This is a genomic window from Pseudomonas sp. NY15435, from assembly GCF_048068295.1.
GTDB lineage: Bacteria > Pseudomonadota > Gammaproteobacteria > Pseudomonadales > Pseudomonadaceae > Pseudomonas.
In genome coordinates this window covers 112392-134732 of sequence record NZ_JBLUQA010000003.1, presented here as the reverse complement: position 1 = coordinate 134732, position 22341 = coordinate 112392, and the positions used below count along the sequence as shown (strand labels likewise).

Genomic DNA, 22341 nt, shown 5'->3' with positions numbered 1-22341 from the left:
CGCAGTCCCTGGAGAGAGTCCAGCGGCACAAAGAAAAAGCCCCCGGCATATGCCGAGGGCTTTGAATTTGGCTCCGCGACCTGGACTCGAACCAGGGACCCAATGATTAACAGTCATTTGCTCTACCGACTGAGCTATCGCGGAACAACGGTGCGTATCTTACTGATTAAAAAGGGGAAGTCAACAATGTTCCGATGACTTCCCCTTAATTTTTTACAGCACCTGGACGATGGCGCGGGTGACAGTATCCAGGTTGCCGTTGTTCAGCGCGGCAACGCAGATGCGGCCGGTGCCGACGGCGTAGATACCGAAGTCGTTCTTCAGGCGCTCGACCTGCTCGGCGGTCAGGCCGGAGTAGGAGAACATGCCGCGCTGCTGAGCAACGAAGCTGAAGTCGCGCTTGGCGCCCAGGGCGGCCAGTTGCTCGACCATGGCCACGCGCATGGCGCGGATGCGGGTGCGCATTTCGCCCAGCTCTTCTTCCCAGACCGCACGCAGCTCCGGGCTGTTCAGCACGGCGGCGACGACGCTGGCGCCATGGGTCGGCGGGTTGGAGTAGTTGGTGCGGATCACGCGCTTGACCTGGGACAGGACGCGGGTGGCTTCCTCGCGGCTGTCAGTCACGACCGACAGGGCGCCAACGCGCTCGCCGTACAGCGAGAACGACTTGGAGAAGGAACTGGAAACGAAGAAGTTCAGGCCCGACTTGGCAAACAGGCGCACAGCGGAAGCGTCTTCGTCGATGCCGTCGCCGAAGCCCTGGTAGGCGATGTCGAGGAACGGCACGTGGCCCTTGGCCTTGAGCACGTCCAGGACCTGCTTCCAGTCGTCCATGGTCAGGTCGACGCCGGTCGGATTATGGCAACAGGCGTGCAGGACGACGATCGACTGAGAAGGCAGCGCGTTCAGGTCTTCCAGCAGGCCTACGCGGTTCACGCCGTTGGTGGCAGCGTCGTAATAGCGGTAGTTCTGAACCGGGAAGCCGGCCGCTTCGAACAGTGCGCGGTGGTTTTCCCAGCTCGGGTCGCTGATGGCGACGGTGGCGTTGGGCAGCAGGCGCTTGAGGAAGTCGGCGCCGGTTTTCAGTGCTCCGGTGCCGCCCACAGCCTGGGTGGTGACCACGCGGCCTTCGGCCAGCAGCTCGGAATCAGCGCCGAAGAGCAGCTTCTGCACGCCCGAATCGTAGGCAGCGATGCCTTCGATCGGCAGGTAGCCGCGCGGAGCGTGGGCCTCGATACGGGCTTTCTCCGCGGCCTGCACGGCGCGCAGCAGCGGGAGACGGCCTTCCTCGTTGTAGTAAACGCCTACGCCCAGGTTGATCTTGCCCGGACGGGTATCGGCGTTGAAAGCTTCGTTCAGGCCCAGGATCGGGTCGCGGGGGGCCATTTCGACAGCGGAGAACAGACTCATTTTGGCAGCAGCTCTAAGGCGGGAGTGAAGTGCAATTGCAACCCGCCCGCTCACGGCGCTGGGGGTTGCGTCGACGGGCCGGTATTATATAGGCCTCTATGGCAGGCGGCGAGTTGTCGCGCATGCTTTTCGACTGGTATGACGCTTTGGCGACCGAAGCGTCACACGTCAAAGCGAGGTTCCCATGTCGTTATTCCAGCTGGATTCGCGGTTCGAGCCGGCCGGCGATCAGCCCGAAGCCATCCGACAGATGGTGGAAGGGCTGGAAGCCGGGCTGTCGCACCAGACGCTGTTGGGGGTGACTGGCTCCGGCAAGACCTTCAGCATCGCCAACGTCATCTCCCAGGTGCAGCGCCCGACAATGGTGCTGGCGCCTAACAAGACGCTGGCCGCACAGCTCTACGGCGAGTTCAAGACCTTCTTCCCGAACAACGCCGTCGAGTACTTCGTCTCCTACTACGACTACTACCAGCCCGAGGCCTATGTGCCGTCCTCGGACACCTACATCGAGAAAGACTCCTCGATCAACGACCACATCGAGCAGATGCGGCTGTCGGCGACCAAGGCGCTGCTGGAGCGCAAGGACGCCATCATCGTCTGCACCGTGTCGTCGATCTACGGCCTGGGTGATCCGGCGTCTTACCTGAAGATGGTTCTGCACCTGGATCGCGGCGACAAGATGGACCAGCGCGAACTGCTGCGCCGCCTCACCAGCCTGCAGTACACCCGCAATGACATGGATTTCGCCCGCGCGACCTTCCGGGTGCGAGGCGATGTGATCGATATCTTCCCGGCGGAATCGGACCTGGAGGCCATCCGCGTCGAGCTGTTCGACGACGAAGTGGAGAATATCGCCGCTTTCGATCCGCTCACCGGCGAGGTGCTGACCAAGCTGCCGCGCTTCACCTTCTACCCCAAGAGTCACTACGTCACCCCGCGGGAGACGCTGCTGGAGGCGGTGGAGCACATCAAGGCCGAACTCAAGCAGCGCCTGGACTACCTGCGTACCAACAACAAGCTGGTGGAGGCCCAGCGCCTGGAGCAGCGCACCCGCTTCGACCTGGAGATGATCCTCGAGCTGGGTTACTGCAATGGCATCGAGAACTACTCGCGCTACCTCTCGGGGCGCGGTCCCGGCGAGCCGCCGCCAACCCTCTACGACTACCTGCCGGCCGATTCGCTGCTGGTGATCGACGAATCCCACGTCAGCGTTCCCCAGGTCGGCGCCATGTACAAGGGCGACCGGTCGCGCAAGGAAACCCTGGTGGAGTACGGCTTCCGCCTGCCCTCGGCATTGGACAACCGCCCGCTGCGCTTCGAGGAGTGGGAGGCGATCAGCCCGCAGACCATCTTCGTTTCGGCGACGCCTGGCCCCTATGAGGATCAGCATGCTGGAAGGGTGGTTGAGCAGGTGGTGCGTCCCACCGGCCTGGTCGACCCGGAAGTGGAAATCCGCCCGGCGACCACTCAGGTGGATGACCTGCTCTCGGAAATCGGTAAACGCGTGGCGCTGGACCAGCGAGTGCTGGTCACCACCCTGACCAAGCGCATGGCCGAGGACCTTACTGACTACCTGGGCGACCACGACGTGCGCGTGCGCTACCTGCACTCGGATATCGATACCGTGGAGCGGGTGGAAATCATCCGCGACCTGCGCCTGGGCAAGTTCGACGTGCTGGTCGGCATCAACCTGCTGCGCGAGGGCCTGGACATGCCGGAAGTGGCGCTGGTTGCGATCCTCGATGCGGACAAGGAGGGCTTCCTGCGCTCCGAGCGCTCGTTGATCCAGACCATCGGCCGCGCCGCGCGGAACCTGCACGGCAAGGCGATCCTCTACGCCGATAACATGACCGGCTCGATGCAGCGCGCGATCAACGAGACCGAGCGTCGCCGCACCAAGCAGCTGGAGTTCAACGCCAAGCACGGCATCGTGCCCAAGGGCGTGAAGAAGGACATCAAGGACATCCTCGAAGGAGCCGTGGTGCCGGGGGCCAAGGGTAAGCGCCGCAGCCTGGCGAAAGTGGCGGAGGAGAGCGGGCGCTACGAGAACGAGCTGCGCACACCCGACGAGATCGGCAAGCGCATCAAGCAGCTGGAAGAGCGCATGTACCAGTTGGCCCGCGACCTGGAGTTCGAGGCCGCGGCCGGCGTGCGCGACGAGATCGGCAAGTTGCGCGACCGCATTGTGTCCATGGGCTGATCAACTTGGCGATTCTTGTAGGGGCGAGCTTGCTCGCGAACCGCCCGATGCCGGTGTGGCCGGCTGACAAAGCGTTCGCGAGCAAGCTCGCTCCTACAGTGCCCTGGCGGGCAGGGCTCAATGCGCGCCGGCTGCTGCGCCCGAGCCTACTCCTGCCGGTAGCGGGCGCGTCAGCAGCACCGCCACCATGCTGATTGCCAGCACGATGCCGATGGCATGGAAGGCGTCGTTGTAGGCCATGATCGCTGCCTGCTGGTGGACGATCTCGCTGATCTTGCCCAGCGCTGCCTGCTGCGTTCCCAGCTGCGAGGTCAGCTGCGCCAGGCGCTCGTCCACTGCACCGTTCACCGGCACCACTGCTTCACGCAGGTAGTCGTAATAGACCTTGGCGCGGCTATCCAGCAGGGTTGCCAGCAACGCGATGCCGATCGCACCGCCGAGGTTGCGCAGGATGTTGAACAGGCTGGAGGCCGAACCGGCGTCCTGCGGTTGCAGGTAGACGGTGGCGATCAGCGAGATGGTGACCATCACCATCGGCTGGCCGAGGGCGCGCAGCAGCTGGATCTGATTGAACTGCGGGCCGGCGAAGTCCGGGTTGAGCACGCCGGAGAAGAAGCTCGCCATGCCGAACAGGCCGAAGCCGACGGCGCACAGCAGGCGCGGCTCGATGATCTTCATCAACTTGGGAATCAGCGGGATGAGGAACAGCTGCGGCACGCCCATCCACATGATCACCTCGCCGATCTGCATGGCGTTGTAGCCCTGGATCTGCGCGAGATACAGCGGCAGCACGTAGATCGAGCCGTACAGCCCCATGCCCAGGCCGATGCTGGAGATGCTCGACAGGCCGAAGTTGCGGTTGCGCAGGATGCCCAGGTTGATCAGCGGGTTGGGCCGTGAGGTCTGCAGGATCACGAAGAGGATCAGGCTGACCAGGGCAATGCTGCCCAGGCTGACGATCAGGTTCGATTCCAGCCAGTCCTTGCGGTGGCCTTCCTCGAGGAACACCTGCAGGCAGCCCAGGCCAATAGCCATGGTGACGATACCGGCGTAGTCAGTGCTCTTCAGCAGCTCCCAGTGCGGCGGCTTCTTTTCCAGGCCGTAGAGCAGCCCGGCAATCATCAGCAGGCCCGGCGGGATGTTGATATAGAAGATGTATTCCCAGCCGAAGTTTTCCGTCAGCCAGCCGCCCAGGGTCGGGCCGATGGAGGGCGCGAAGGTGGCGGTGATGGCGAACAGCGCCATGCCCTTGGGGCGGTGGTGCTCCGGCAACTTGATCAGCGCCAGGGTGAACGCCAGCGGAATCAGCGCGCCGCCGGTGAAGCCCTGCATGGCGCGGAACACGATCATGCTCTCCAGGTTCCAGGCAAACGAGCAGAGCAGTGAGGAGAACAGGAAGCCGACCGAGATCATCCAGGCCAACCGGCGCGCCGAGAGCAACTGCACCAGCCAGGCGGTGAGCGGGATCATGATGATTTCCGCCACCAGGTAGGAGGTGGAGATCCACGAACCTTCCTCCAGGGTGGCGGCCAGCGCGCCCTGGATGTCCTTCAGCGAGGAGTTGGTGATCTGGATGTCGAGGACCGCCATGAACGCGCCGAGCATGGCGCTGAACACGGCGATCCAGTCGCGGCGGGTCGGTTCCCCGACCGGCCGCACCAGGGCATCAGCGGACACGCAGCTCGACCTCGGCCTCGACGGACATGCCGGGGCGGATCAGCCCCTTGAGCGGGTTCTCGTCGGCGAAGGTGATCTTGACCGGAATACGCTGCACCACCTTGGTGAAGTTGCCGGTGGCGTTGTCCGGCGGCAGCAGGCTGAACTGCGCGCCGGAGGCGGCGAACAGGCTCTGTACCTGGCCGTCGATGGGCTGGTCAGGGAAGGAATCGAACACCAGTCTGGCGGTCTGGCCTGGGCGCATCTTGCCGATCTGGGTTTCCTTGAAGTTGGCCTGGATCCAGATGCCATCATCCGGCACCAGCGACAGCAGCTGGCTGCCGACCTGCACGTACTGGCCGACGCGGGCGCCGCGCTGGCCGACCAGGCCGCTGACCGGTGCGTGGATTTCAGTGCGGGCGAGGTTGATCTCGGCCTGGGTGATGTCGGCGCGAGCGCTTTCGATCTGCGCCTGCAGACGCTGGACGTCGGTGCCCAGGGTTTCGCGCTGTACGCGCTGGGCCTGCAGATCGGCCTGGGCCTTGGCCACTTGCGAGCGGGCGACGTTGGAGTCGGCCGCCAGGGTGGTCACGCGCTCTTCCGACACGTAGCCGGGCTTGCGCAGCGCCTGGGCGCGGCCGAGGTCGACTTCGGTGCGGCCGAGGGTGGCCTGGCTGGCATTCACGTCCGCCGCACTGGCAGCAATCATGCTGGTCTGGCCCTTGAGCTTGCTGCGCGCCTGCTCCAGTTCTGCCTCACGGGTGGCCAGGGTGGCCTTGGCGCGGTCCAGCGCGAGCTGGAAGTCTGCGGCTTCGAGCTTCACCAGCAACTGGCCTTTCTCGACGTGCTGGTTGTCCTGCACCAGCACCTCGTCGACGCGGGCGCCGAGCTGGCTGGCAATGCGGGTGATCTCGCCCTGCACGTAAGCGTTGTCGGTGGTCTCGACGAAGCGGCCGATGAAGTACCAGCGCGCGAGGAAGGCGAGGGCAACCACGGCGAGGATGACGAAGAACACGGTCAGGCGGCGTTGTAATTGTGCGGGCATAGGTAAACGAGCGTTTGGTTGGCCAAAAAATGTTTGCCAATGTAACAGTGTTCCGTGGCGGCACGTAGCCGCTACACTTCGGAAACTTTGTTGCTTATAGGGAACAATCATGGGGCTGGATGATGCGCTGATCTTCACCCGCGTCGTGGAGCTGCACAGTTTCACCCAGGCGGCGCAGAGCCTTGGCATGCAGAAATCGACCGTGAGCCGGCGTATCGCGCTGCTGGAGGAACGCCTGGGCGTGCGCCTGATCAATCGCACCACGCGCAAGCTGCGCCTGACCGAAGTGGGGCAGGCCTACTACGACCGCTGTCGGCAGATCATGCATGACTTCGCCGAGGCCGAGCAGGCGGTGATGCAACTGCAGCAGGCGCCTTCGGGATTGTTGCGGATCACTGCGCCCATCGAGTTCGGCCAGATGTACCTGGCCAAGGTGCTCGGCGATTTCATGAATCTTTATCCACAGATTACAGCCGAGGTCGAGTTGACCTCGCGTAATGTCGATCCGCTGGAGGAGGGCGTGGATATCGTCATCATGGTCGGTCAGCCGGAAGACTCGACCCTGATCGCCCGGCGCATGCTCACCACCAATCGCTGCCTGTGCGCCAGCCCCGAATACCTGAAATTGCACGGCTGGCCGGAAACCGTCGAGGAACTGGCCGGGCACCGCGCCGTGCTGCTGCAGGCCGATTCCCAGCGCTATTGGCCGTTGCGCGGGGAGACCGTGCCGTGTCACCGCGTGCTGTCGTGCAACAACATCACCTTCGCCCGCGAAACCGTGCTGGCGGGCGCGGGTATCGCCTCGCTGCCGGAGTTGATCGTCGACGAGGAACTGGCCAGCGGCCGCCTGGTACGCGTGTTGCCGCAGGTTCAGCTGCCGGTGGGCGAACTGTATGCCGTCTACCCATCGCGGCGCTTCCAGGCGATGAAGGTGAAGGCGTTCCTCGACTTCCTGATCAACAACCTGCCCATCGATCCCGGTCGTTGGCTGGAGCCGAAGGCGGCCCGCCTGATACCATCGCACCCATGAGCGCGCGCGCCGTCGCGCGCTGTCGCCGCTTCACACGAAGAATTGCTTCACACGAGAGCCTTCATGACCACAGTCCGCACCCGTATCGCGCCGTCTCCCACCGGTGACCCGCACGTCGGCACCGCGTATATCGCGCTGTTCAACCTCTGCTTCGCCCGCCAGCACGGCGGTCAGTTCATCCTGCGTATCGAGGACACCGACCAGGTGCGCTCGACCCGCGAGTCGGAACAGCAGATCTTCGACGCACTGCGCTGGTTGGGTATCGAGTGGGACGAGGGCCCGGACGTCGGCGGCCCGCACGGCCCGTATCGCCAGAGCGAGCGCGGCGCCATCTATAAGCAGTACAGCGATGAGCTGGTCGACAAGGGCCACGCCTTCCCCTGCTTCTGCTCCTCCGAGCGCCTCGACGCGCTGCGTGCCGAGCAGCAGGCGCGCAAGGAAACCCCGCGCTATGACGGCCACTGCATGCACATCCCGAAAGAGGAGTCGGCCCAGCGCATCGCCGCCGGCGAATCCCACGTCGTGCGCATGAAGGTGCCGACCGAGGGCGTCTGCGTGGTGCCGGACATGCTCCGTGGCGATGTGGAAATCCCGTGGGACCGCATGGACATGCAGGTGCTGATGAAGGCCGACGGCCTGCCCACCTACTTCCTCGCCAACGTGGTCGACGATCACCTGATGGGCATCACCCACGTTCTGCGCGGCGAAGAGTGGCTGCCCTCGGCGCCCAAGCTGATCAAGCTGTACGAGTACTTCGGCTGGGAGCAGCCGGTGCTCTGCTACATGCCGCTGCTGCGTAATCCGGACAAGAGCAAGCTGTCCAAGCGCAAGAACCCCACATCCATTACCTTCTACGAGCGCATGGGCCTGCTGCCCCAAGCGCTGCTGAATTACCTCGGGCGCATGGGCTGGTCCATGCCTGACGAGCGCGAGAAGTTCAGCCTGGCGGAGATGATCGAGCACTTCGACCTGTCCCGCGTCTCGCTGGGCGGCCCGATCTTCGACATCGAGAAGCTCTCCTGGCTGAACGGTCAGTGGATTCGCGAGCTATCGGTGGAGGACTTCGCCAAGGAAGTGCAGAAGTGGGCGCTCAACCCCGAGTACCTGATGAAGATCGCCCCGCACGTGCAAGGCCGAGTGGAGAACTTCAGCCAGATCGCCCCGCTGGCCGGTTTCTTCTTCAGCGGCGGCGTGCAACTGGACGCCAAGCTGTTCGAGCACAAGAAGCTCGATGCCACCCAGGTTCGCCAGGTGCTGCAACTGGTGCTGTGGAAGCTCGAAGCGTTGCGCCAGTGGGAAAAGGATCGCATCACCGCGACCATCCAGGCCGTCGCCGAGCACCTGGGTCTCAAGCTGCGTGACGTGATGCCGCTGATGTTCCCGGCCATCACCGGCCAGGCCAGCTCGGTATCGGTGCTCGACGCCATGGAAATCCTCGGCGCCGACCTGTCGCGCTATCGCCTGCGCCAGGCCCTGGAGTTGCTGGGCGGTGCGTCGAAGAAAGAAGCCAAGGAGTGGGAAAAGATTCGCGACGCAATCGGCTCGTGAGTTCTTTCCTACACTGAAAAAGGCCGGGCGCTGCGAAGCGTCCGGCCTTTTTCATGCTGGCGGCGTGGGTTGCGGACGAGCCGGGGGAGGACAGGCGGGCCGCGGATTTCGCCGGCCGGAAACCGGGGCGGTCACATAAGTGATTGTTCTATGGGAGAAAAAAATAAGATTTCTGAAAAAATGTTGTTGACAGGGGTTCGCCTCACCCCTAAGATGCGCCCCGTTCCAGCGACGAACTGAACTGATAGGGCGAAGCGGAACGGTAGATCCAGCGGTACTTTGGGGCTATAGCTCAGCTGGGAGAGCGCTTGCATGGCATGCAAGAGGTCGACGGTTCGATCCCGTCTAGCTCCACCAAATTACCAGTAGGTCTTGTCTGGTCCGGACAAGGCTGAAATCGAAGGTTTTGCGTCCCCTTCGTCTAGTGGCCTAGGACACCGCCCTTTCACGGCGGTAACAGGGGTTCGAGTCCCCTAGGGGACGCCACTTATCCAGCGACGATGCGTTCGCATCGTCAGCCAGAGTCATCTGGGGCTATAGCTCAGCTGGGAGAGCGCTTGCATGGCATGCAAGAGGTCGACGGTTCGATCCCGTCTAGCTCCACCAAATTCCCATACGGGATGAAGCCAGAATCCACCACCTGGTGGGTTTCTTCGAAGGATATGTCCCCTTCGTCTAGTGGCCTAGGACACCGCCCTTTCACGGCGGTAACAGGGGTTCGAGTCCCCTAGGGGACGCCATTTTTATCGCTCTGCGATGCCTATAGGGCCACTGAGACTTTCAGTGGCCCTTTTGTTTTTTTACGCTCAAAAAATTTCCCTCCGACCAGTGGTCGCGCTTTGCGCTTGCCGATTTTTATTATGAGAATAATATTCTCTCCATAATATTTCTCGAGCCGAGGTCCGCCATGAGCGACAAGAAAGCCCAGACCCGCGAACGCATCCTTTCCGCCGCCACCAGTGCGTTGCTGCAGCGCGGGCCGGTCGGGCCCAGCGTGGGCGAGGTCATGTCGGCGGCGGGACTGACGGTGGGCGGCTTCTACGCACACTTCGAGAGCAAGGACGCGCTGATGCTGGAAGCCTTCCGCCAGTTGCTCGCCAAGCGCCGCGAAGGGCTCAAGCGCTTCGATCCGCAATTGAGTTTCGCTGAGCGCCGGGCGCTGACGGCGCAGTTCTATTTGTCGCGCAAACATCGCGATACCGAGGAAGAAGGCTGCCCGATCCCCAGTTCGCTGAACGAGGTGGCCAATCTGCCGGAAGCGTTTCGCCAGACCCTGGAAGAGCACGTGGAGCTGATGGTGGCGGCGCTGGCCGGCCGCCCCGAGGAAATCGACACCGTGCTCAGCGACATGGCCCTGATGATTGGCGGATTGGCGCTGGCCCGTGCCCTGGGGACGGGTGACCTGTCCGATCGTGTCCTGCGTGCCGCGAAGAAGGCGGTGAACTGAGGAGGTGCGGAAAATGAGCAGTCTGAGCTGGGTTCGAGGAATCAACGCCACCCTGGGCCGCGTCGCGCCGCAATGGGCGGCTGGACGTATGCAGCAACTGTTCGTGACGCCCAACGCGCATGCGCCGCGGGAGTGGGAGCTGCCGCTGCTGGCCAGTTCCGAACGTGTCACCCTGCGTTTCGGTCTGTCGGCGCTGCGTTGGGGGGAAGGTCCGGCCGTACTGTTGATGCATGGCTGGGAAGGGCGGCCCACCCAGTTCGCCACGCTGATTGAGCATCTGGTAGGCGCCGGTTATGGCGTCATCGCACTCGATGGCCCTGGGCACGGCCGCTCGCCCGGCCAGGAGGCGGACATCGTGCTGTTCGCCCGCGCCCTGCTGGAAGCGGCCGGGGAATTACCGCCGCTGCGCGCCGTGATTGGCCATTCCATGGGCGGCGCCAGCGCATTGCTGGCCACCCAGATGGGGTTGCGCACCGAAACACTGGTGTCCATCGGTGCGCCCAGCAACGTGCTCGGTGTCCTGCGGGGCTTCTCCAAGGTAGTCGGCTTGCCGCCGGTGGCGCGGTCGCGCTTCATCCGGATGATCGAAAGCCGTTCGGGGATCGCGGCCAAACAGCTGGATGTGGCGCGTTATGAGCTGGACTTCCCCGGACTGGTGGTACACGCCGAAGATGATCGGTACGTGAAGGTCAGCGAGGCGGCGGCCATTCACGAGGCCTGGCCGCAGAGCCGGTTGCTGCGCCTTGCCAATGGCGGGCATCACCGGGTGCTGGCGGACCCGGTCGTCATCGATGCGATTCTGGAACTCCTGGAAGAGGCCGAGGAGCCGCTGCCCCTGGCATTGGTTTCCTGAGTCATTCACCCGCTTGATAACGGCGGCTACGGGCCGCCGTTTTCGTTCCATGATGGCCCGTTGCAGGTCGCCACATCTGGCGCGCTGGCGTAGACTTTCGGGTATTTCCGGCTGCCCCGGCCTGGGAGCGAGGTCTTGCGCACGCGGGTGGCCGACTGGGGGAATGCATGAATCTGTCGCTGGATTGGGTGCTGCAGCAGGCGCGCCCGGTCATGCCGGTGTTGGTGATCGACGATGTGGCGCTGGCCGGTGATCTGGCCCGCGCGCTATATGAGGGTGGCGTGCGGGTACTCGAGGTGACGCTGCGCACTCCGCAGGCGCTGGATGCCGTCGCGCAGATCCGCCGCGAGCTGCCGGAGATGATTGTCGGCGCGGGTACGCTGATCCACACCGAGCAGTTCCAGGAAGCGCGCGATGCCGGCGCGCAGTTCGCTGTCAGCCCTGGCTGTACGCCGCGACTGGTGGCAGCTGCCGACGATGCCAAGCTGCCATTTTTGCCGGGTGTGATGACGCCTTCGGAAGTGCTGGTGGCGCTGGAATACGGTTACCGCTCGCTGAAGCTCTTCCCGGCCGACGGCAATGCCGCGATCAAGATGCTTAAGAGCCTGAAAGCACCTTTTGCCGGTATCCGTTTCTGCCCGACCGGCGGTATCACCCAGGAAAACCTGCTCAACGTGCTGCGCCTGCCCAATGTCGCCTGCGTAGGCGGCACCTGGATTGCGCCGCCCAGCCTGGTGCGCGCCCGCGCCTGGGATCAGATCACCCAATTGGCCGCCGAAGCCCGCGCGTTGGCCGCAAGCCTGGAGCATTCCGCATGAGTTGGCAGTTGCCCGACCCCTTCGTCATCGACATCGAGGTCAAGTCCGAGGACATCGATGGACTCGGCCATGCCAACAACGCCGTCTATGTCAGTTGGCTGGAGCGCTGCGCCTGGCGTCATTCGCAAAATCTGGGGCTGGACCTGGCCGAGTATCGGCGGCTGGATCGCGCCATGGCCGTGGTGCGCCATGAAGTGGATTACCTGGCTGCTGCCTACGAGGGCGAGCAGTTGCAGCTGGCGACCTGGATCGTCGAATCCGACCAGCGTTTGAAGATGACCCGTCACTTTCAGCTGGTGCGGCCGGCAGATGCCGTGACCTTGCTGCGCGCGCAGACCACCTTCGTCTGTATCGAATTGTCCACTGGTAAACCCAAGCGCATGCCGGTGGAGTTCATCGAGGGATATGGCCGGGCATTGCTCTCTGCGGAAACCGTGGCCGCCGGCGCGTGATCCGTCGTGCCGCGCTTTTCCCGGCGCGGCGCATTCCCTACAATCCGCGGCCTTCGTTATTGCCCGAGATTCTCCCGTGCAGATCGCCCTGGCCCCGATGGAGGGGCTGGTAGATGACATCCTTCGCGATGTGCTGACTCGCGTCGGCGGCATCGACTGGTGCGTCACCGAATTCATCCGCATCAACGACCGGCTGTTGCCGCCGTCGTCCTTCCTCGCGCTCGCCCCGGAACTGGCGCATGGCAGCCGCACTCGCGCAGGCGTGCCGATGCGCGTGCAACTGCTCGGTTCCGACCCGCAACTGTTGGCGGAGAACGCCGTGCAGGCCTGCGAGCTGGGTGCGCCGGTGATCGATCTGAACTTCGGCTGCCCGGCAAAGACCGTGAACCGTTCCCGTGGCGGCGCCGTGCTGCTGAAAGAGCCCGAGCTGATGTTCAGCATCATCGAGGCGGTGCGCCGCGCCGTACCCGCGCACATTCCGGTGACCTCGAAGATGCGCCTGGGCTACGACAGTCCGGATGGGGCTATCGATTGCGCCCGTGCGTTGGCTGACGCCGGCTCCGCCCATGTGGTGGTGCATGCGCGGACCAAGGCCGATGGCTACAAGCCGCCGGCACATTGGGAGTGGGTGGCGAAAGTAGCGGACGCAGTGAAGGTGCCGGTATTCGCCAATGGCGAAGTCTGGACGCTCGAGGATTACCACCGCTGCCGCTCTATCAGCGGCGTGGCGGACATCATGCTCGGGCGCGGGCTGGTTTCCCGCCCGGATCTTGCTCGGCAGATCGCTGCGTGGCGTGACGGTCGCGAAGTAGTGCCGATGCCCTGGTCGGAAGTGCGCGTGCTGCTCGATGACTTCTGGCGCCAGGCGCGTCGCAAGCTGGCGCCGCGCTATGCACCGGGGCGGTTGAAGCAGTGGCTGGGGATGCTCACCCGCAGTTATCCGGAAGCCGTGGAGCTGTTCGCCCAGGTGCGGCGCGAGAACGATTGCGAGGTGCTGGATCGGATGCTGCAGGTCGAGATCAACGTCGCAGCCTGACTGCGAGCTGCCCTTCGTAGGAGCGAGCTTGCTCGCGAACGCGGCTCGTCCCGATGCGCTGGCGTTGGGTGGTTCGCGAGCAAGCTCGCTCCTACAACAGCGTGCAGCACGGCAACGCCGGATCAGCGCCCGCCGCTGACGTCGACGAAGCTGCCGGTGGAATAACTGGACTCGTCCGAGGCGAGGAACAGGATCGCCCGCGCCACTTCTTCCGCCTCGCCGCCCCGGCCCAGGGGGATCGCCGATTGCAGGCGCTCCACACGCCCGGGTTCGCCGCCGCTGGCGTGAATCTCGGTCCTGATCAGCCCAGGTCGCACGGCATTCACGCGGATGCCTTCGCTCGCCACTTCCTTGGCCAGGCCGATGGTCAGGCTGTCCACCGCGCCCTTGGCGGCGGCGTAGTCGATGTACTCGTTGGGCGAGCCCAGTCGTGACGCCATGGACGAGACGTTGACGATGCTCCCGCCGTCGCCGCCGTGTTTGTGGGCCATGCGCTTCACCGCCTCGCGGCAGCAGAGGAAGGTGCCGGTGACGTTTACCGCGAACACCCGTTGCAGGCGCGCGACGTCCATGTCTTCCAGGCGCATCTGGCGCTCGAGGATGCCGGCGTTGTTCACCAGTACGTCGAGACGGCCGAAGGCATCGTCGACTTCGCCGAACAGGCGCAGCACGTCGTCTTCATTCGCCACATCGGCGGCAAAGGCGCGCGCAGTGCCGCCGGCGGCGGTGATCTTCGCTACCAGTGCCGCGGCCGCTTCACGTTCGCGACGATAGTTGAGCGCTACGGCATAGCCGCGTTCGGCGGCGAGCAGCGCAGTGGCGGCGCCGATCCCGCGGCTGGCGCCGGTGATGAGCATGACGGGTTGCATGGGCGAATCCTTTTTGCGAGACGGGGCTTGAAACGGGTTTTGCCATCCCTATCTATGTCCCTGCGGGAGGCCGAAGACGGGTCCCGCACCGGAGTTCTGAAGACAGGCTCCCGATCATACCTTGCTGAAAATTTCAGGAGATTCGCAATGAGCAACGTCCTTTCCCTCGCCCCGCTGTTCCGCCAGTCCGTCGGCTTCGATCGTTTCAACGATCTGTTCGAATCCGCCCTGCGCAGTGAAAGCGGCAGTTCCTACCCGCCCTACAACGTCGAGAAGCATGGTGACGACCAGTACCGCATCGTCATCGCCGCTGCCGGCCTGCAGGAGGAAGACCTGGAACTGCAAGTGGAGCGCGGCGTGCTGACCGTCAATGGCGGCAAGCGCGAAAAGGCTTCCGAGAGTGTCACCTACCTGCACCAGGGCATCGCCCAGCGCGCCTTCAAGCTGTCGTTCCGCCTCGCCGACCACATCGAGGTCCAGGGCGCGTCGCTGAAGAACGGCCTGCTGAGTGTCGAACTGGTGCGTATCGTTCCGGAAGAAGCCAAGCCCAAGCGGATCGCCATCAACGGCCAGCGCCCGGCCATCGAAGGCTGAGCAGTGTCCCGGCGCTAGCCGGGGCGTAGCCGCAAACAAGAACGCCCGCCTCGAAAGAGGCGGGCGTTTTCTTTTTCAGAGGGCCTGGATCAGGCGTTCTGGCCCAGCGGTGCCGAGCGGTTGCGCCACCAGGCGATGACGATCGCCGCCATCAGCACGAAGCCCAGGTAGCCCATGGCCGGGTAGACCAGGCCCACCAGCTTGACGAAGCCGACCTGGCTGGCGATGAAGGCGAGTACTACTGCAACGACGGTTGCCACGCGGAAGGGCACGCCGTAGGCAGCGCAGCGTGCGGCCAGGGTGTAGGCGAAGCCGCTGGTGGTGCAGTACAGCTTCACCAGCAGCAGGGCGAGCATCACATCGCCGAACCAGGGCGCGATGTTGTTGCTCAGCAGCAGGGTGGGAATGGCGCTGTCGCCGATCACGTCGACCTGTACCAGCATCACCAGGGCCATGGCGAGGATCAGCACGCCAACACCGATGCCGCCGAACACGCCGCCCAATGCGGCGGTGCGCAGATTGGACACGCTGCCGCCCATCACCACCACGGCCGCTGCGGTGGCGGCGACGTTGTAGGAGACGTAGAGCAATGCGCCGAGCAGCCAGTTGGGCGCCGGGTGCGGCACGGCCAGGGCGATCTGCTCCAGCTCCGCCAGCGGCTTGTGAATATGCGTCAGCGCGTAGATGGCGATGATCGCCACGATGACCATGAGTACCGGAGTGATCAGGCTCATCAGGGTGATCACTCGCTTCAGGCCCAGGCACACGGTGATGATGGTCATCACGCCGAGAACGATGCCGCCGATGGAATGGCCGATGCCCAGTTGCTGCTCAAAGGAGGAGTTGGCGCCGGCGAACATCACCACCATGGTGCCGAACAGGAAGAAAGTCAGCATCAGGTCGACGACGCGGCCCAGCGGTTTGCCACAGATGTACTCCATGGCCTCCTTGTGCGACTGGGTCTGCAGGCGGCTGCCGATCTGGTAGAGGTTCATCAGCAGGAAGGCAAACAGTGCCAGCGCCACCACCGCGCCGGCCAGGCCCATGATGCCGAAACCGCCGAAGAACTGGAGGATCTCCTGGCCCGAGGCGAAGCCGACGCCCACCACCAGGCCGATGTACGCACCGCCGAGCTTGAGACTGGTTTTCATGATCGAGACTCTGTTGTTGTTATGAGAGCGGCCCCGCTCGTGGCGGGGCCGGAAAGGTCACGCCTGGCCGACGTAGGCCTGGACTTCCACCTCGACGTCCACGCCCAGCGCCAGTGCCGACGCCACGCAGGAGCGCACCGGCAGCCCTTGCTCGAAGTAGCGCTTGTACACCTCGTTGAAACCGGCGAAGTGGGACATGTCCGACAGCCACACAGTGGCTTTCACCACCTGGGAGTAGTCGGCGCCGCAGGCTTCCAGGCTCTCGGCAATGCGGGTCATCACCGCCTCGGTCTGGGTCTGGATGTCGCCCTTGACCACCTGGCCGTCTGCGGTCATCGGGATCTGTCCGGAGAGGAACAGGAAGCCGCCGGCTTTCACCGCGCGGGAGAAGGGGAAGGGCAGGGTGCTGGGATAACGCTGGATATCGCTCATTCTAAAGTCTCCGGGGAAATTCAACGCAGGCGCGCCGGGCTCAGGCGCTGGGGATCGACGCCTTCCTGGCGCAGGGATTCGGGGAGCGGCTGGCCGAGCAGCAGCGACTGGGCCAGGCGCGACACGCCGTCGGCGGACTGAATGCCGTAGCCGCCCTGGGCGGCCAGCCAGAAAAACGCCGGGTTCTGCGCATCCGCGCCGATCACCAGGTCGCCGTCGGCGACGAAGGAGCGCAGGCCGGCCCAGCTGTGGTTCGGTCGGCGGATCGCCAGGGTGGTGTGCTCCTCGATGTGGTACACGCCCAGGGCGATGTCGAGTTCCTCGGGCTGCACATCCTGGGCTTCCACCGGATCGGCGTTAGCGGGCGAGCCGAGCAGTTGGCCGGCGTCCGGCTTGAAGTAGAAGCTCTCGTCGATGCCGATCACTGTTGGCCAGCGGCTGATGTCCAGGCCGTCGGGCACCGGGAAGGTGAAGGCGGTTCGGCGACAGGGTTGCAGGCCGACCGGGCGGATGCCGCAGCGCTCGGCCACGTGATCGGCCCAGGCGCCGGCGGCGTTGATCAGTTGTGCGGCTTGAACGGTTTCGCTCTGGCTGAGTTCGAGCGTCCACTCACCCTGCGCATATTCAGCCGACTGCAGCTCGCGGTTGCAGCGCAGTTCGCCGCCGCGCTGGCGCAGCGCTCGCAGGTAGCCCTGGTGCAGGGCGTGCACGTCGAGATCACGGGCGTCCGGCTCGTAGAGCGCGCCGATGATGGCGTCGGCGCGCAGGACAGGGAGGAATTCCAGCGCCTGCTCGGTGCTGATTCGTTCGACGCCGGGCGTGGCTTCGGCCTGCTTGAGCAGTTCGACGTGTTCCGGACCGCCGACGTACAGGCAGCCGCGCGGGGTGAGGATCGGGTGCTCGCTGAAGCCGGCCGGCGGATTCTCGTAGAAGGCGCGGCTGGCGCGGGTCAGCGCCTGGATCTGCGGTGTGCCGTAGGCCTCCATGAACATGGCGGCGGAGCGCCCGGTGGAGTGGTAGCCGGGCTGCTCTTCGCGCTCCAGGACCAGCACCTTGTGAGTCTCGCTCAGACGGTAGGCGAGGGAGGCGCCGGCAATACCGGCGCCGATGATGACGAAATCGAAATGGCTCACTGCAAGGGCCTTCTGCAGATTTTCTCGTATGTGAGAAATCTAAGATATGAGAATTTTTGCGCCAAAGGCAAGGCCCGGTAAACTTTCGTCGGCCCCCTCACGAGATGTCCCATGAGCGAAACCGCCCAAGTACTACCCAAGCCCCAGCAACTGGATCGAGACGAAGTCGGTGCGCGCCTGCGGGCTGTTCGCAAGCAGCAGAAGCTGACCCTGAAGCAGCTCTCGGACCTGTCTGGCGTGGCGGTTTCCACCCTGTCGAAGATGGAGCTGGCGCAGGTTGCGGTGAGCTACGACAAGCTGGCCGCTGCCGCCCGCGCCCTGCAGGTGGACATCGCCCAGTTGTTCCGTCCGCTGCCGCCCGTCGGGGCGCTCGCGGGGCTGAAGACTTTCGTGAAAACCCAGGTGGATGACACCGCGGGTTACGACACCGGCGGCTATGAGTACTACCCCATTGCCGGTGATTTCCCACAACGCAGCATGACGCCGCTGTACGCGCGCATTTTCGCCCGCGAGGTCGGTGAGTTCGATGATTTCGTCCGTCATCCCGGCCAGGAGTTCGCCATGGTGGTGGCCGGCCGGGTGCGTATCCAGTTCGAGACGGGCGAGTCAGTGAGCATCGGCACGCGTGAGACGGCCTATTTCGACAGCAGCGTCGGCCATCTGTACCTCAATGACGGCGAGGACGACGAGGCGCAGGTGATGGTGGTGATGTCAGAGCTGCGGCCCGCCGAATAGCGGGCCTCAGGTTGCCTGCTGGGTATCGCGGCGCGGCAGCAGTGCGATGAAGTCGTCCAGCGGCACTGGGCGGCTGAACAGGTAGCCCTGGTACAGGTGGCAACCCTGCTCGGCCAGCAGCGCCAACTGTTCTGGGGTTTCCACCCCTTCGGCCACCAGTTCCAGCCCCAGGCTGTGCCCCATGGCGACGATGGCGCGGACGATTTCCGCATCGTTGCTGTCGTTGGGCGCATCGCGCACGAAGCTTTGGTCGATCTTCAGGCTGTCCACCGGCAGGCGCTTGAGGTAGGTCAGCGATGAGTAGCCGGTGCCGAAGTCGTCCATGGCGAACTGCACACCGGCTTCACGCAGGCGCTCCATGCGCGCGATGGTGTCGTCCAGTTGCTGGATCACAATGCCCTCGGTGATCTCCAGTTTCAGCAGGCTGGGCGGCAATCTGGTCTTGTGCAGCAGCGCCAGCAGGCGCTCGACGAAGTCACTCTGGCGGAACTGCCGAGGGCTGATGTTCACGCTCAGGCTGAAGTTCTCGATGTCGATGCGACCCTCGGCGAGGAGCTGCGCGCCGGTGCGGCAGGCTTCCTCGATGACCCATTGGCCGACTTCGACGATCAGACCGCTGTCCTCCAGCACGCGGATGAAACTGGCCGGTGATTGCGGGCCGCGGGTCGGATGGCGCCATCGCAGCAACGCCTCGGCGCCGACGATGCGCGAATCGCGGGCGTCCACCTGCGGCTGGTAGTGCAGGTTGAATTCGCGGCGGGCGAGGGCCATGCGCAGGCCGTTCTCCAGGCGCAGGCGCTCGCTGGCGGCCTGCTGCATGGATTCGTGGAACAACTGCACGGTGTTCCGCCCGGCGTCCTTGGCGCGGTACATGGCGATGTCGGCGCGCTTGAGCAGGTCGTCCGGGGTCGCGCCGTCATCGGGGATCAGCGCGATGCCGATGCTCGGGGTGATCTGCAGGCGGTGGCCGTCCAGCAACATCGGTTCGGCCAGCAGGTCGCGCAGTTTTTCCGCCAGTTGGCGCACCTGCTGGGCGGTTTCCAGGCGGCTACCCTCGATGCCGGTGATCAGCACCACGAACTCGTCGCCGCCCAGGCGCGCCACGGTATCTTCCTGGCGCACGCTGGCCTCCAGGCGCGCGGTGACCATCTGCAGGATGGAATCGCCGACCGAGTGACCGAGCGAATCGTTGATGTGCTTGAAGTGGTCGAGGTCGAGGAACAGCAGGGCGCCGCGCAGGCTGTGGCGCTGCAGCAGGGCGATCTGCTGCTTGAGGCGGTCCATCAGCAGCGCGCGGTTGGGCAGGTCGGTCAGGGCATCGTGGTATGCGAGGTGCTGGATGCGCGCCTCGGCCTCACGCAGCTCGCTGGTGTCGCGGGCGGTGAGCAGCAGACAGTCCACGCCACCCAGTTCGATCGGCTCCACCGACACGTCCACCGTCTTGATCGTGCCGTCGCGGTGGCGGCCGCGCATTTCCAGGTGGTGGACGAAGCCGTCGCGGTTCAGCGCGGCGATCATGTTCAGCCGCTCGTCCGGGTCGGCCCAGATGTTCATCTCCAGTGAGGTTTGTCCCAGAACCTCCTCGGGGCGGAAACCCGTGAGGCGGTGGAAGCCTTCGTTGACCTCGATGTAGCGGCCCGACTCGCGCTCGGTGATGGTGATGGCATCGGGGCTGGAGTGGAACGCCTTGGCGAACTTCTCCTGGCTGGCCTTGAGCGCTTCCTCGGCCTGCAGGCGCCGGGTGACATCGCGGAAGCTGGAGAGGATGCACAACTGGCGGTCGACCCAGATCAGTCGGCTGGCCACCATGCAGGTGATGGTCCGCCCATCGCGGGTGAGGAACTGCACTTCGACGTTCTGCAGCGAGTGGTCACGCATCAGTTGCTCGAACAGCCGCGAGCGTTGGTGATGGTCGGCCCAGAAGGTCACCTGGTGGGACGAACGGCCGATTATGTCCTCGGCGAGCCAGCCAAAGGTGCTGCAGAAGCTCGGGTTAACCTCGACGAACTCGCCGTCGCGTACTCGTGACACGCAGATTGGGTCCGGGCTGCCCTGGAACAGGCTGGCGAACTTTTCCTCCGAGGCCTGCAGGCTGCGCTCGCGGAGCACGCGTTCGGTGATATCGAGCAGGGTGCCCGCCATGCGCAGGGGCTTGCTGCGAGCATCGCGGTAGAGACGCGCCCGGCTTTCCAGGTAGCGCACTTCACCGGAGTCCAGCTGCGCGCGGTAGGTGAACTGGTAGTCGTTCTCCGGCCCTCGGGCCAGTCGGGCGTAGGCCTGGCGCATGCGCTGGCGATCGGTCTTGTCGACGCAGGCGAAGAATTCACCGAAAGGCCCGTGGAAATCTCGGTCAGGCAATTCGTGCAGAACGGCGGCGCGGGCCGAACCGTAGAGCAGGCCGCTGGGAATGTGCCAGTCCCAGATGCCCAGTTGTGCCGAATCCAGCGCCAGGTCCAGACGCTCCTGGCTGTCGCGCAGGGCCTGCTCCTGGGCTCGGACGTGGGTGATGTCGCGTACCGTCAGCACCAGGCAGGGCTGTTCGTCCAGTTCAATCTGGCAGCCATAGACGCGAGCGCTGCGGATTTCACCGGTGCGGGTCAGCAAGGTGACTTCGAAGCCGTCGAGTTGCTGCTCGGCGGCGATCCTGTCGAGCATTCGCTGGCGCTCGTCGAGGCTGCGCCAGAGGCCGAGTTGCACCGATGTACGGCCGAGCGCTTCCTCGCGGCTCCAACCGAAGCGGTCGACGAAACTGGCATTCAATTCGAGGAATTTTCCGCTGTCCCGGTCGGTGATGACCATGGCATCAGGTGCGGTATGAAAGGCCTTGGCGAACTGGTCCTGGCCGTCGGTAGCGAACGGAGGCGTGCGCGGGGCGCGGCTCATGCGGCGCTTCCCCGATGGCTGGCGGCGCCGACCAAGTGAGGCCGGCTAACGCGAAGTGGCGTGCGGACGGGCATTCGGGCCCCTTCTTCTAGTTCTGTCAGAACAATAGAGGTTAGGCCGCGACAGGCGCAAGCCCGGCTGCCTGGGCGTCGAGCAGGCGCATGAAGGCCCGGGCGGCGTTGGACAGTGTGCGCTCGGTATGCAGGATGTAGCCCAGCTGGCGGCTGAGCTGGATGTCCTGCAGCGGCAGGCGTACGACGCTGTCATCCAGCATCGTACGAGGCAGTACGCTCCAGGCCAGGCCGATGGAAACCATCATCTTGATGGTCTCCATGTAGTTGGTACTCATGCCGATGTTCGGTGTCAGGCCTTCAGCCTCGAACATGCGCCGCACGATGTGGTGGGTGAAGGTATTGCCGCCGGGGAATACCGCCGGGTGCCGCGCCACGTCGGCGAGGAATACCGGGCCCTGCACCGACAGCGGGTGCTCGGGGGCGGCAACGAAGTCCAGCGGGTCGTCCCACACCGGCACGGCGCGCACGGGTTCGGCAGTCTCAGGGGCAAGAGTGATGACGGCCAGCTCGGCGCGGCCGTGGAGAATTTCTTCGTAGGCCACCTCCGAGTCGCAGAACTGGATATCCAGCGCCACCTGTGGGTGGGCCTTGGTGAAGGCGCGCAGCAGCGGCGGCAGGCGGTGCAGGCCGATGTGGTGACTGGTGGCCAGGACCAGCCGGCCGCTCACTTCGCCGTTAAGGTTGGTCAGGGCGCGACGGGTGTCATCCAGTACGCTGAGGATCTGATAGGCGCGCGGCAGCAAGGCGCGACCGGACTCGGTCAGGGTCACTTCGCGGCCGACGCGGTCGAACAGACGTACGCCCAGCTGGTTCTCCAGGGCGGCAATGCGCTTGCTCACCGCCGGCTGGGTCAGGTGCAGGCGCTCGCCGGCCTCGGAGAAGCTGCCGGATTCGGCAATGGCGAGGAAGGTGTTGAGGCTGGTCAGATCCATGTCGACTCCCTGCGCTCTGGAAGCGGCGCCCGACTTTTATAAC

General features: G+C 64.5%; 19 protein-coding genes and 5 tRNA genes. 14 read left to right on the top strand and 10 right to left on the bottom strand.

The window, feature by feature from the left end; all coding sequences use genetic code 11:
• Positions 1–68 precede the first annotated feature (68 nt).
• A tRNA-Asn gene (locus ACNFH5_RS07820) sits at positions 69–144 on the bottom strand.
• Positions 145–213: 69 nt separating this feature from the next.
• Positions 214–1410: an amino acid aminotransferase gene (locus tag ACNFH5_RS07815; RefSeq protein ID WP_416745066.1), complete on the bottom strand. Its 1197-nt coding sequence runs from the start codon at positions 1408–1410 to the stop codon at positions 214–216.
• Positions 1411–1594: 184 nt separating this feature from the next.
• On the opposite strand from ACNFH5_RS07815, the gene uvrB reads away from it, so the two are divergent.
• On the top strand, positions 1595–3610 hold the full coding sequence (uvrB, locus tag ACNFH5_RS07810; protein ID WP_416745065.1) for an excinuclease ABC subunit UvrB: 2016 nt from the start codon (positions 1595–1597) through the stop codon (positions 3608–3610).
• A gap of 117 nt (positions 3611–3727) precedes the next feature.
• Here the strand turns inward: uvrB and ACNFH5_RS07805 are convergent, their stop codons facing one another.
• Both ACNFH5_RS07805 and ACNFH5_RS07800 read right to left on the bottom strand, forming a co-directional pair.
• A complete protein-coding gene (locus tag ACNFH5_RS07805; protein ID WP_416745630.1) occupies positions 3728–5227 on the bottom strand; it encodes an MDR family MFS transporter in 1500 nt (499 codons plus the stop codon).
• Between the two features lie 49 nt (positions 5228–5276).
• Positions 5277–6311 (bottom strand): HlyD family secretion protein, encoded by a 1035-nt coding sequence (locus tag ACNFH5_RS07800; RefSeq protein WP_416745064.1) that lies wholly within the window; start codon positions 6309–6311, stop codon positions 5277–5279.
• Between the two features lie 109 nt (positions 6312–6420).
• Between ACNFH5_RS07800 and ACNFH5_RS07795 the strand changes: the two genes are divergently transcribed.
• The 11 genes from ACNFH5_RS07795 (at position 6421) to ACNFH5_RS07745 (ending at position 13495) form a co-directional block, all read left to right on the top strand.
• Positions 6421–7341 (top strand): LysR family transcriptional regulator, encoded by a 921-nt coding sequence (locus ACNFH5_RS07795; protein ID WP_416745063.1) that lies wholly within the window; start codon positions 6421–6423, stop codon positions 7339–7341.
• Positions 7342–7404: 63 nt separating this feature from the next.
• Positions 7405–8889, top strand: a complete 1485-nt coding sequence (gene gltX, locus ACNFH5_RS07790) for a glutamate--tRNA ligase (protein WP_416745062.1) — start codon at positions 7405–7407, stop codon at positions 8887–8889.
• 281 nt (positions 8890–9170) lie between these two features.
• A tRNA-Ala gene (locus tag ACNFH5_RS07785) sits at positions 9171–9246 on the top strand.
• 53 nt (positions 9247–9299) lie between these two features.
• Positions 9300–9375: transfer RNA gene (locus ACNFH5_RS07780), tRNA-Glu, on the top strand.
• A gap of 44 nt (positions 9376–9419) precedes the next feature.
• Positions 9420–9495, top strand: a tRNA-Ala gene (locus ACNFH5_RS07775).
• Positions 9496–9553: 58 nt separating this feature from the next.
• Positions 9554–9629, top strand: a tRNA-Glu gene (locus ACNFH5_RS07770).
• Between the two features lie 167 nt (positions 9630–9796).
• Positions 9797–10336 (top strand): TetR/AcrR family transcriptional regulator, encoded by a 540-nt coding sequence (locus ACNFH5_RS07765; protein WP_416745061.1) that lies wholly within the window; start codon positions 9797–9799, stop codon positions 10334–10336.
• Positions 10337–10349: 13 nt separating this feature from the next.
• Positions 10350–11189 (top strand): alpha/beta fold hydrolase, encoded by an 840-nt coding sequence (locus tag ACNFH5_RS07760; protein WP_416745060.1) that lies wholly within the window; start codon positions 10350–10352, stop codon positions 11187–11189.
• 167 nt (positions 11190–11356) lie between these two features.
• The gene (locus ACNFH5_RS07755; RefSeq protein ID WP_416745059.1) at positions 11357–12007 is read left to right on the top strand and encodes a bifunctional 4-hydroxy-2-oxoglutarate aldolase/2-dehydro-3-deoxy-phosphogluconate aldolase; all 651 of its coding nucleotides are present in this window, start codon (positions 11357–11359) and stop codon (positions 12005–12007) included.
• Positions 12004–12459 (top strand): acyl-CoA thioesterase, encoded by a 456-nt coding sequence (locus tag ACNFH5_RS07750; RefSeq protein WP_416745058.1) that lies wholly within the window; start codon positions 12004–12006, stop codon positions 12457–12459. Before ACNFH5_RS07755 ends, ACNFH5_RS07750 begins: the two co-directional genes overlap by 4 nt.
• Positions 12460–12535: 76 nt before the next feature.
• Positions 12536–13495: a tRNA dihydrouridine synthase gene (locus ACNFH5_RS07745; protein WP_416745057.1), complete on the top strand. Its 960-nt coding sequence runs from the start codon at positions 12536–12538 to the stop codon at positions 13493–13495.
• A gap of 122 nt (positions 13496–13617) precedes the next feature.
• Here ACNFH5_RS07745 and ACNFH5_RS07740 read toward each other — a convergent pair whose 3' ends face one another.
• Positions 13618–14364, bottom strand: a complete 747-nt coding sequence (locus tag ACNFH5_RS07740) for an SDR family oxidoreductase (protein WP_416745056.1) — start codon at positions 14362–14364, stop codon at positions 13618–13620.
• Between the two features lie 147 nt (positions 14365–14511).
• On the opposite strand from ACNFH5_RS07740, the gene ACNFH5_RS07735 reads away from it, so the two are divergent.
• A complete protein-coding gene (locus ACNFH5_RS07735) occupies positions 14512–14958 on the top strand; it encodes an Hsp20 family protein (RefSeq protein ID WP_024766905.1) in 447 nt (148 codons plus the stop codon).
• An 89-nt stretch (positions 14959–15047) separates the two neighbouring features.
• Here the strand turns inward: ACNFH5_RS07735 and ACNFH5_RS07730 are convergent, their stop codons facing one another.
• From ACNFH5_RS07730 to ACNFH5_RS07720, 3 genes are read right to left on the bottom strand one after another with little or no spacing between them, the layout of a single operon-like run.
• Complete coding sequence (locus tag ACNFH5_RS07730) at positions 15048–16109, bottom strand: hypothetical protein (protein WP_416745055.1); 1062 nt, start codon at positions 16107–16109, stop codon at positions 15048–15050.
• Positions 16110–16166: 57 nt separating this feature from the next.
• Positions 16167–16541 (bottom strand): RidA family protein, encoded by a 375-nt coding sequence (locus tag ACNFH5_RS07725; protein ID WP_416745054.1) that lies wholly within the window; start codon positions 16539–16541, stop codon positions 16167–16169.
• A 20-nt stretch (positions 16542–16561) separates the two neighbouring features.
• A complete protein-coding gene (locus ACNFH5_RS07720) occupies positions 16562–17674 on the bottom strand; it encodes an NAD(P)/FAD-dependent oxidoreductase (RefSeq protein ID WP_416745053.1) in 1113 nt (370 codons plus the stop codon).
• Between the two features lie 111 nt (positions 17675–17785).
• Here ACNFH5_RS07720 and ACNFH5_RS07715 point away from each other — a divergent pair, with 111 nt between their 5' ends.
• Complete coding sequence (locus ACNFH5_RS07715) at positions 17786–18409, top strand: helix-turn-helix domain-containing protein (RefSeq protein ID WP_416745052.1); 624 nt, start codon at positions 17786–17788, stop codon at positions 18407–18409.
• A 6-nt stretch (positions 18410–18415) separates the two neighbouring features.
• Here the strand turns inward: ACNFH5_RS07715 and ACNFH5_RS07710 are convergent, their stop codons facing one another.
• Both ACNFH5_RS07710 and ACNFH5_RS07705 read right to left on the bottom strand, forming a co-directional pair.
• Complete coding sequence (locus ACNFH5_RS07710) at positions 18416–21292, bottom strand: EAL and GGDEF domain-containing protein (RefSeq protein ID WP_416745051.1); 2877 nt, start codon at positions 21290–21292, stop codon at positions 18416–18418.
• Positions 21293–21404: 112 nt separating this feature from the next.
• A complete protein-coding gene (locus tag ACNFH5_RS07705; protein WP_017520368.1) occupies positions 21405–22298 on the bottom strand; it encodes a LysR family transcriptional regulator in 894 nt (297 codons plus the stop codon).
• Between the last annotated feature and the right edge of the window lie 43 nt (positions 22299–22341).

Bases quoted from the DNA above. Each gene is read 5' to 3' on its own strand.
- ACNFH5_RS07750 (WP_416745058.1), top strand. From the start codon at position 12,004: ATGAGTTGGCAGTTGCCCGACCCCTTCGTCATCGACATCGAGGTCAAG.
- ACNFH5_RS07740 (WP_416745056.1), bottom strand. From the start codon at position 14,364: ATGCAACCCGTCATGCTCATCACCGGCGCCAGCCGCGGGATCGGCGCC.
- ACNFH5_RS07815 (WP_416745066.1), bottom strand. From the start codon at position 1,410: ATGAGTCTGTTCTCCGCTGTCGAAATGGCCCCCCGCGACCCGATCCTG.
- ACNFH5_RS07715 (WP_416745052.1), top strand. From the start codon at position 17,786: ATGAGCGAAACCGCCCAAGTACTACCCAAGCCCCAGCAACTGGATCGA.
- uvrB (WP_416745065.1), top strand. From the start codon at position 1,595: ATGTCGTTATTCCAGCTGGATTCGCGGTTCGAGCCGGCCGGCGATCAG.
- ACNFH5_RS07725 (WP_416745054.1), bottom strand. From the start codon at position 16,541: ATGAGCGATATCCAGCGTTATCCCAGCACCCTGCCCTTCCCCTTCTCC.
- ACNFH5_RS07760 (WP_416745060.1), top strand. From the start codon at position 10,350: ATGAGCAGTCTGAGCTGGGTTCGAGGAATCAACGCCACCCTGGGCCGC.
- ACNFH5_RS07755 (WP_416745059.1), top strand. From the start codon at position 11,357: ATGAATCTGTCGCTGGATTGGGTGCTGCAGCAGGCGCGCCCGGTCATG.
- ACNFH5_RS07800 (WP_416745064.1), bottom strand. From the start codon at position 6,311: ATGCCCGCACAATTACAACGCCGCCTGACCGTGTTCTTCGTCATCCTC.
- ACNFH5_RS07765 (WP_416745061.1), top strand. From the start codon at position 9,797: ATGAGCGACAAGAAAGCCCAGACCCGCGAACGCATCCTTTCCGCCGCC.
- ACNFH5_RS07710 (WP_416745051.1), bottom strand. From the start codon at position 21,292: ATGAGCCGCGCCCCGCGCACGCCTCCGTTCGCTACCGACGGCCAGGAC.
- ACNFH5_RS07795 (WP_416745063.1), top strand. From the start codon at position 6,421: ATGGGGCTGGATGATGCGCTGATCTTCACCCGCGTCGTGGAGCTGCAC.
- ACNFH5_RS07730 (WP_416745055.1), bottom strand. From the start codon at position 16,109: ATGAAAACCAGTCTCAAGCTCGGCGGTGCGTACATCGGCCTGGTGGTG.
- ACNFH5_RS07705 (WP_017520368.1), bottom strand. From the start codon at position 22,298: ATGGATCTGACCAGCCTCAACACCTTCCTCGCCATTGCCGAATCCGGC.
- ACNFH5_RS07735 (WP_024766905.1), top strand. From the start codon at position 14,512: ATGAGCAACGTCCTTTCCCTCGCCCCGCTGTTCCGCCAGTCCGTCGGC.
- gltX (WP_416745062.1), top strand. From the start codon at position 7,405: ATGACCACAGTCCGCACCCGTATCGCGCCGTCTCCCACCGGTGACCCG.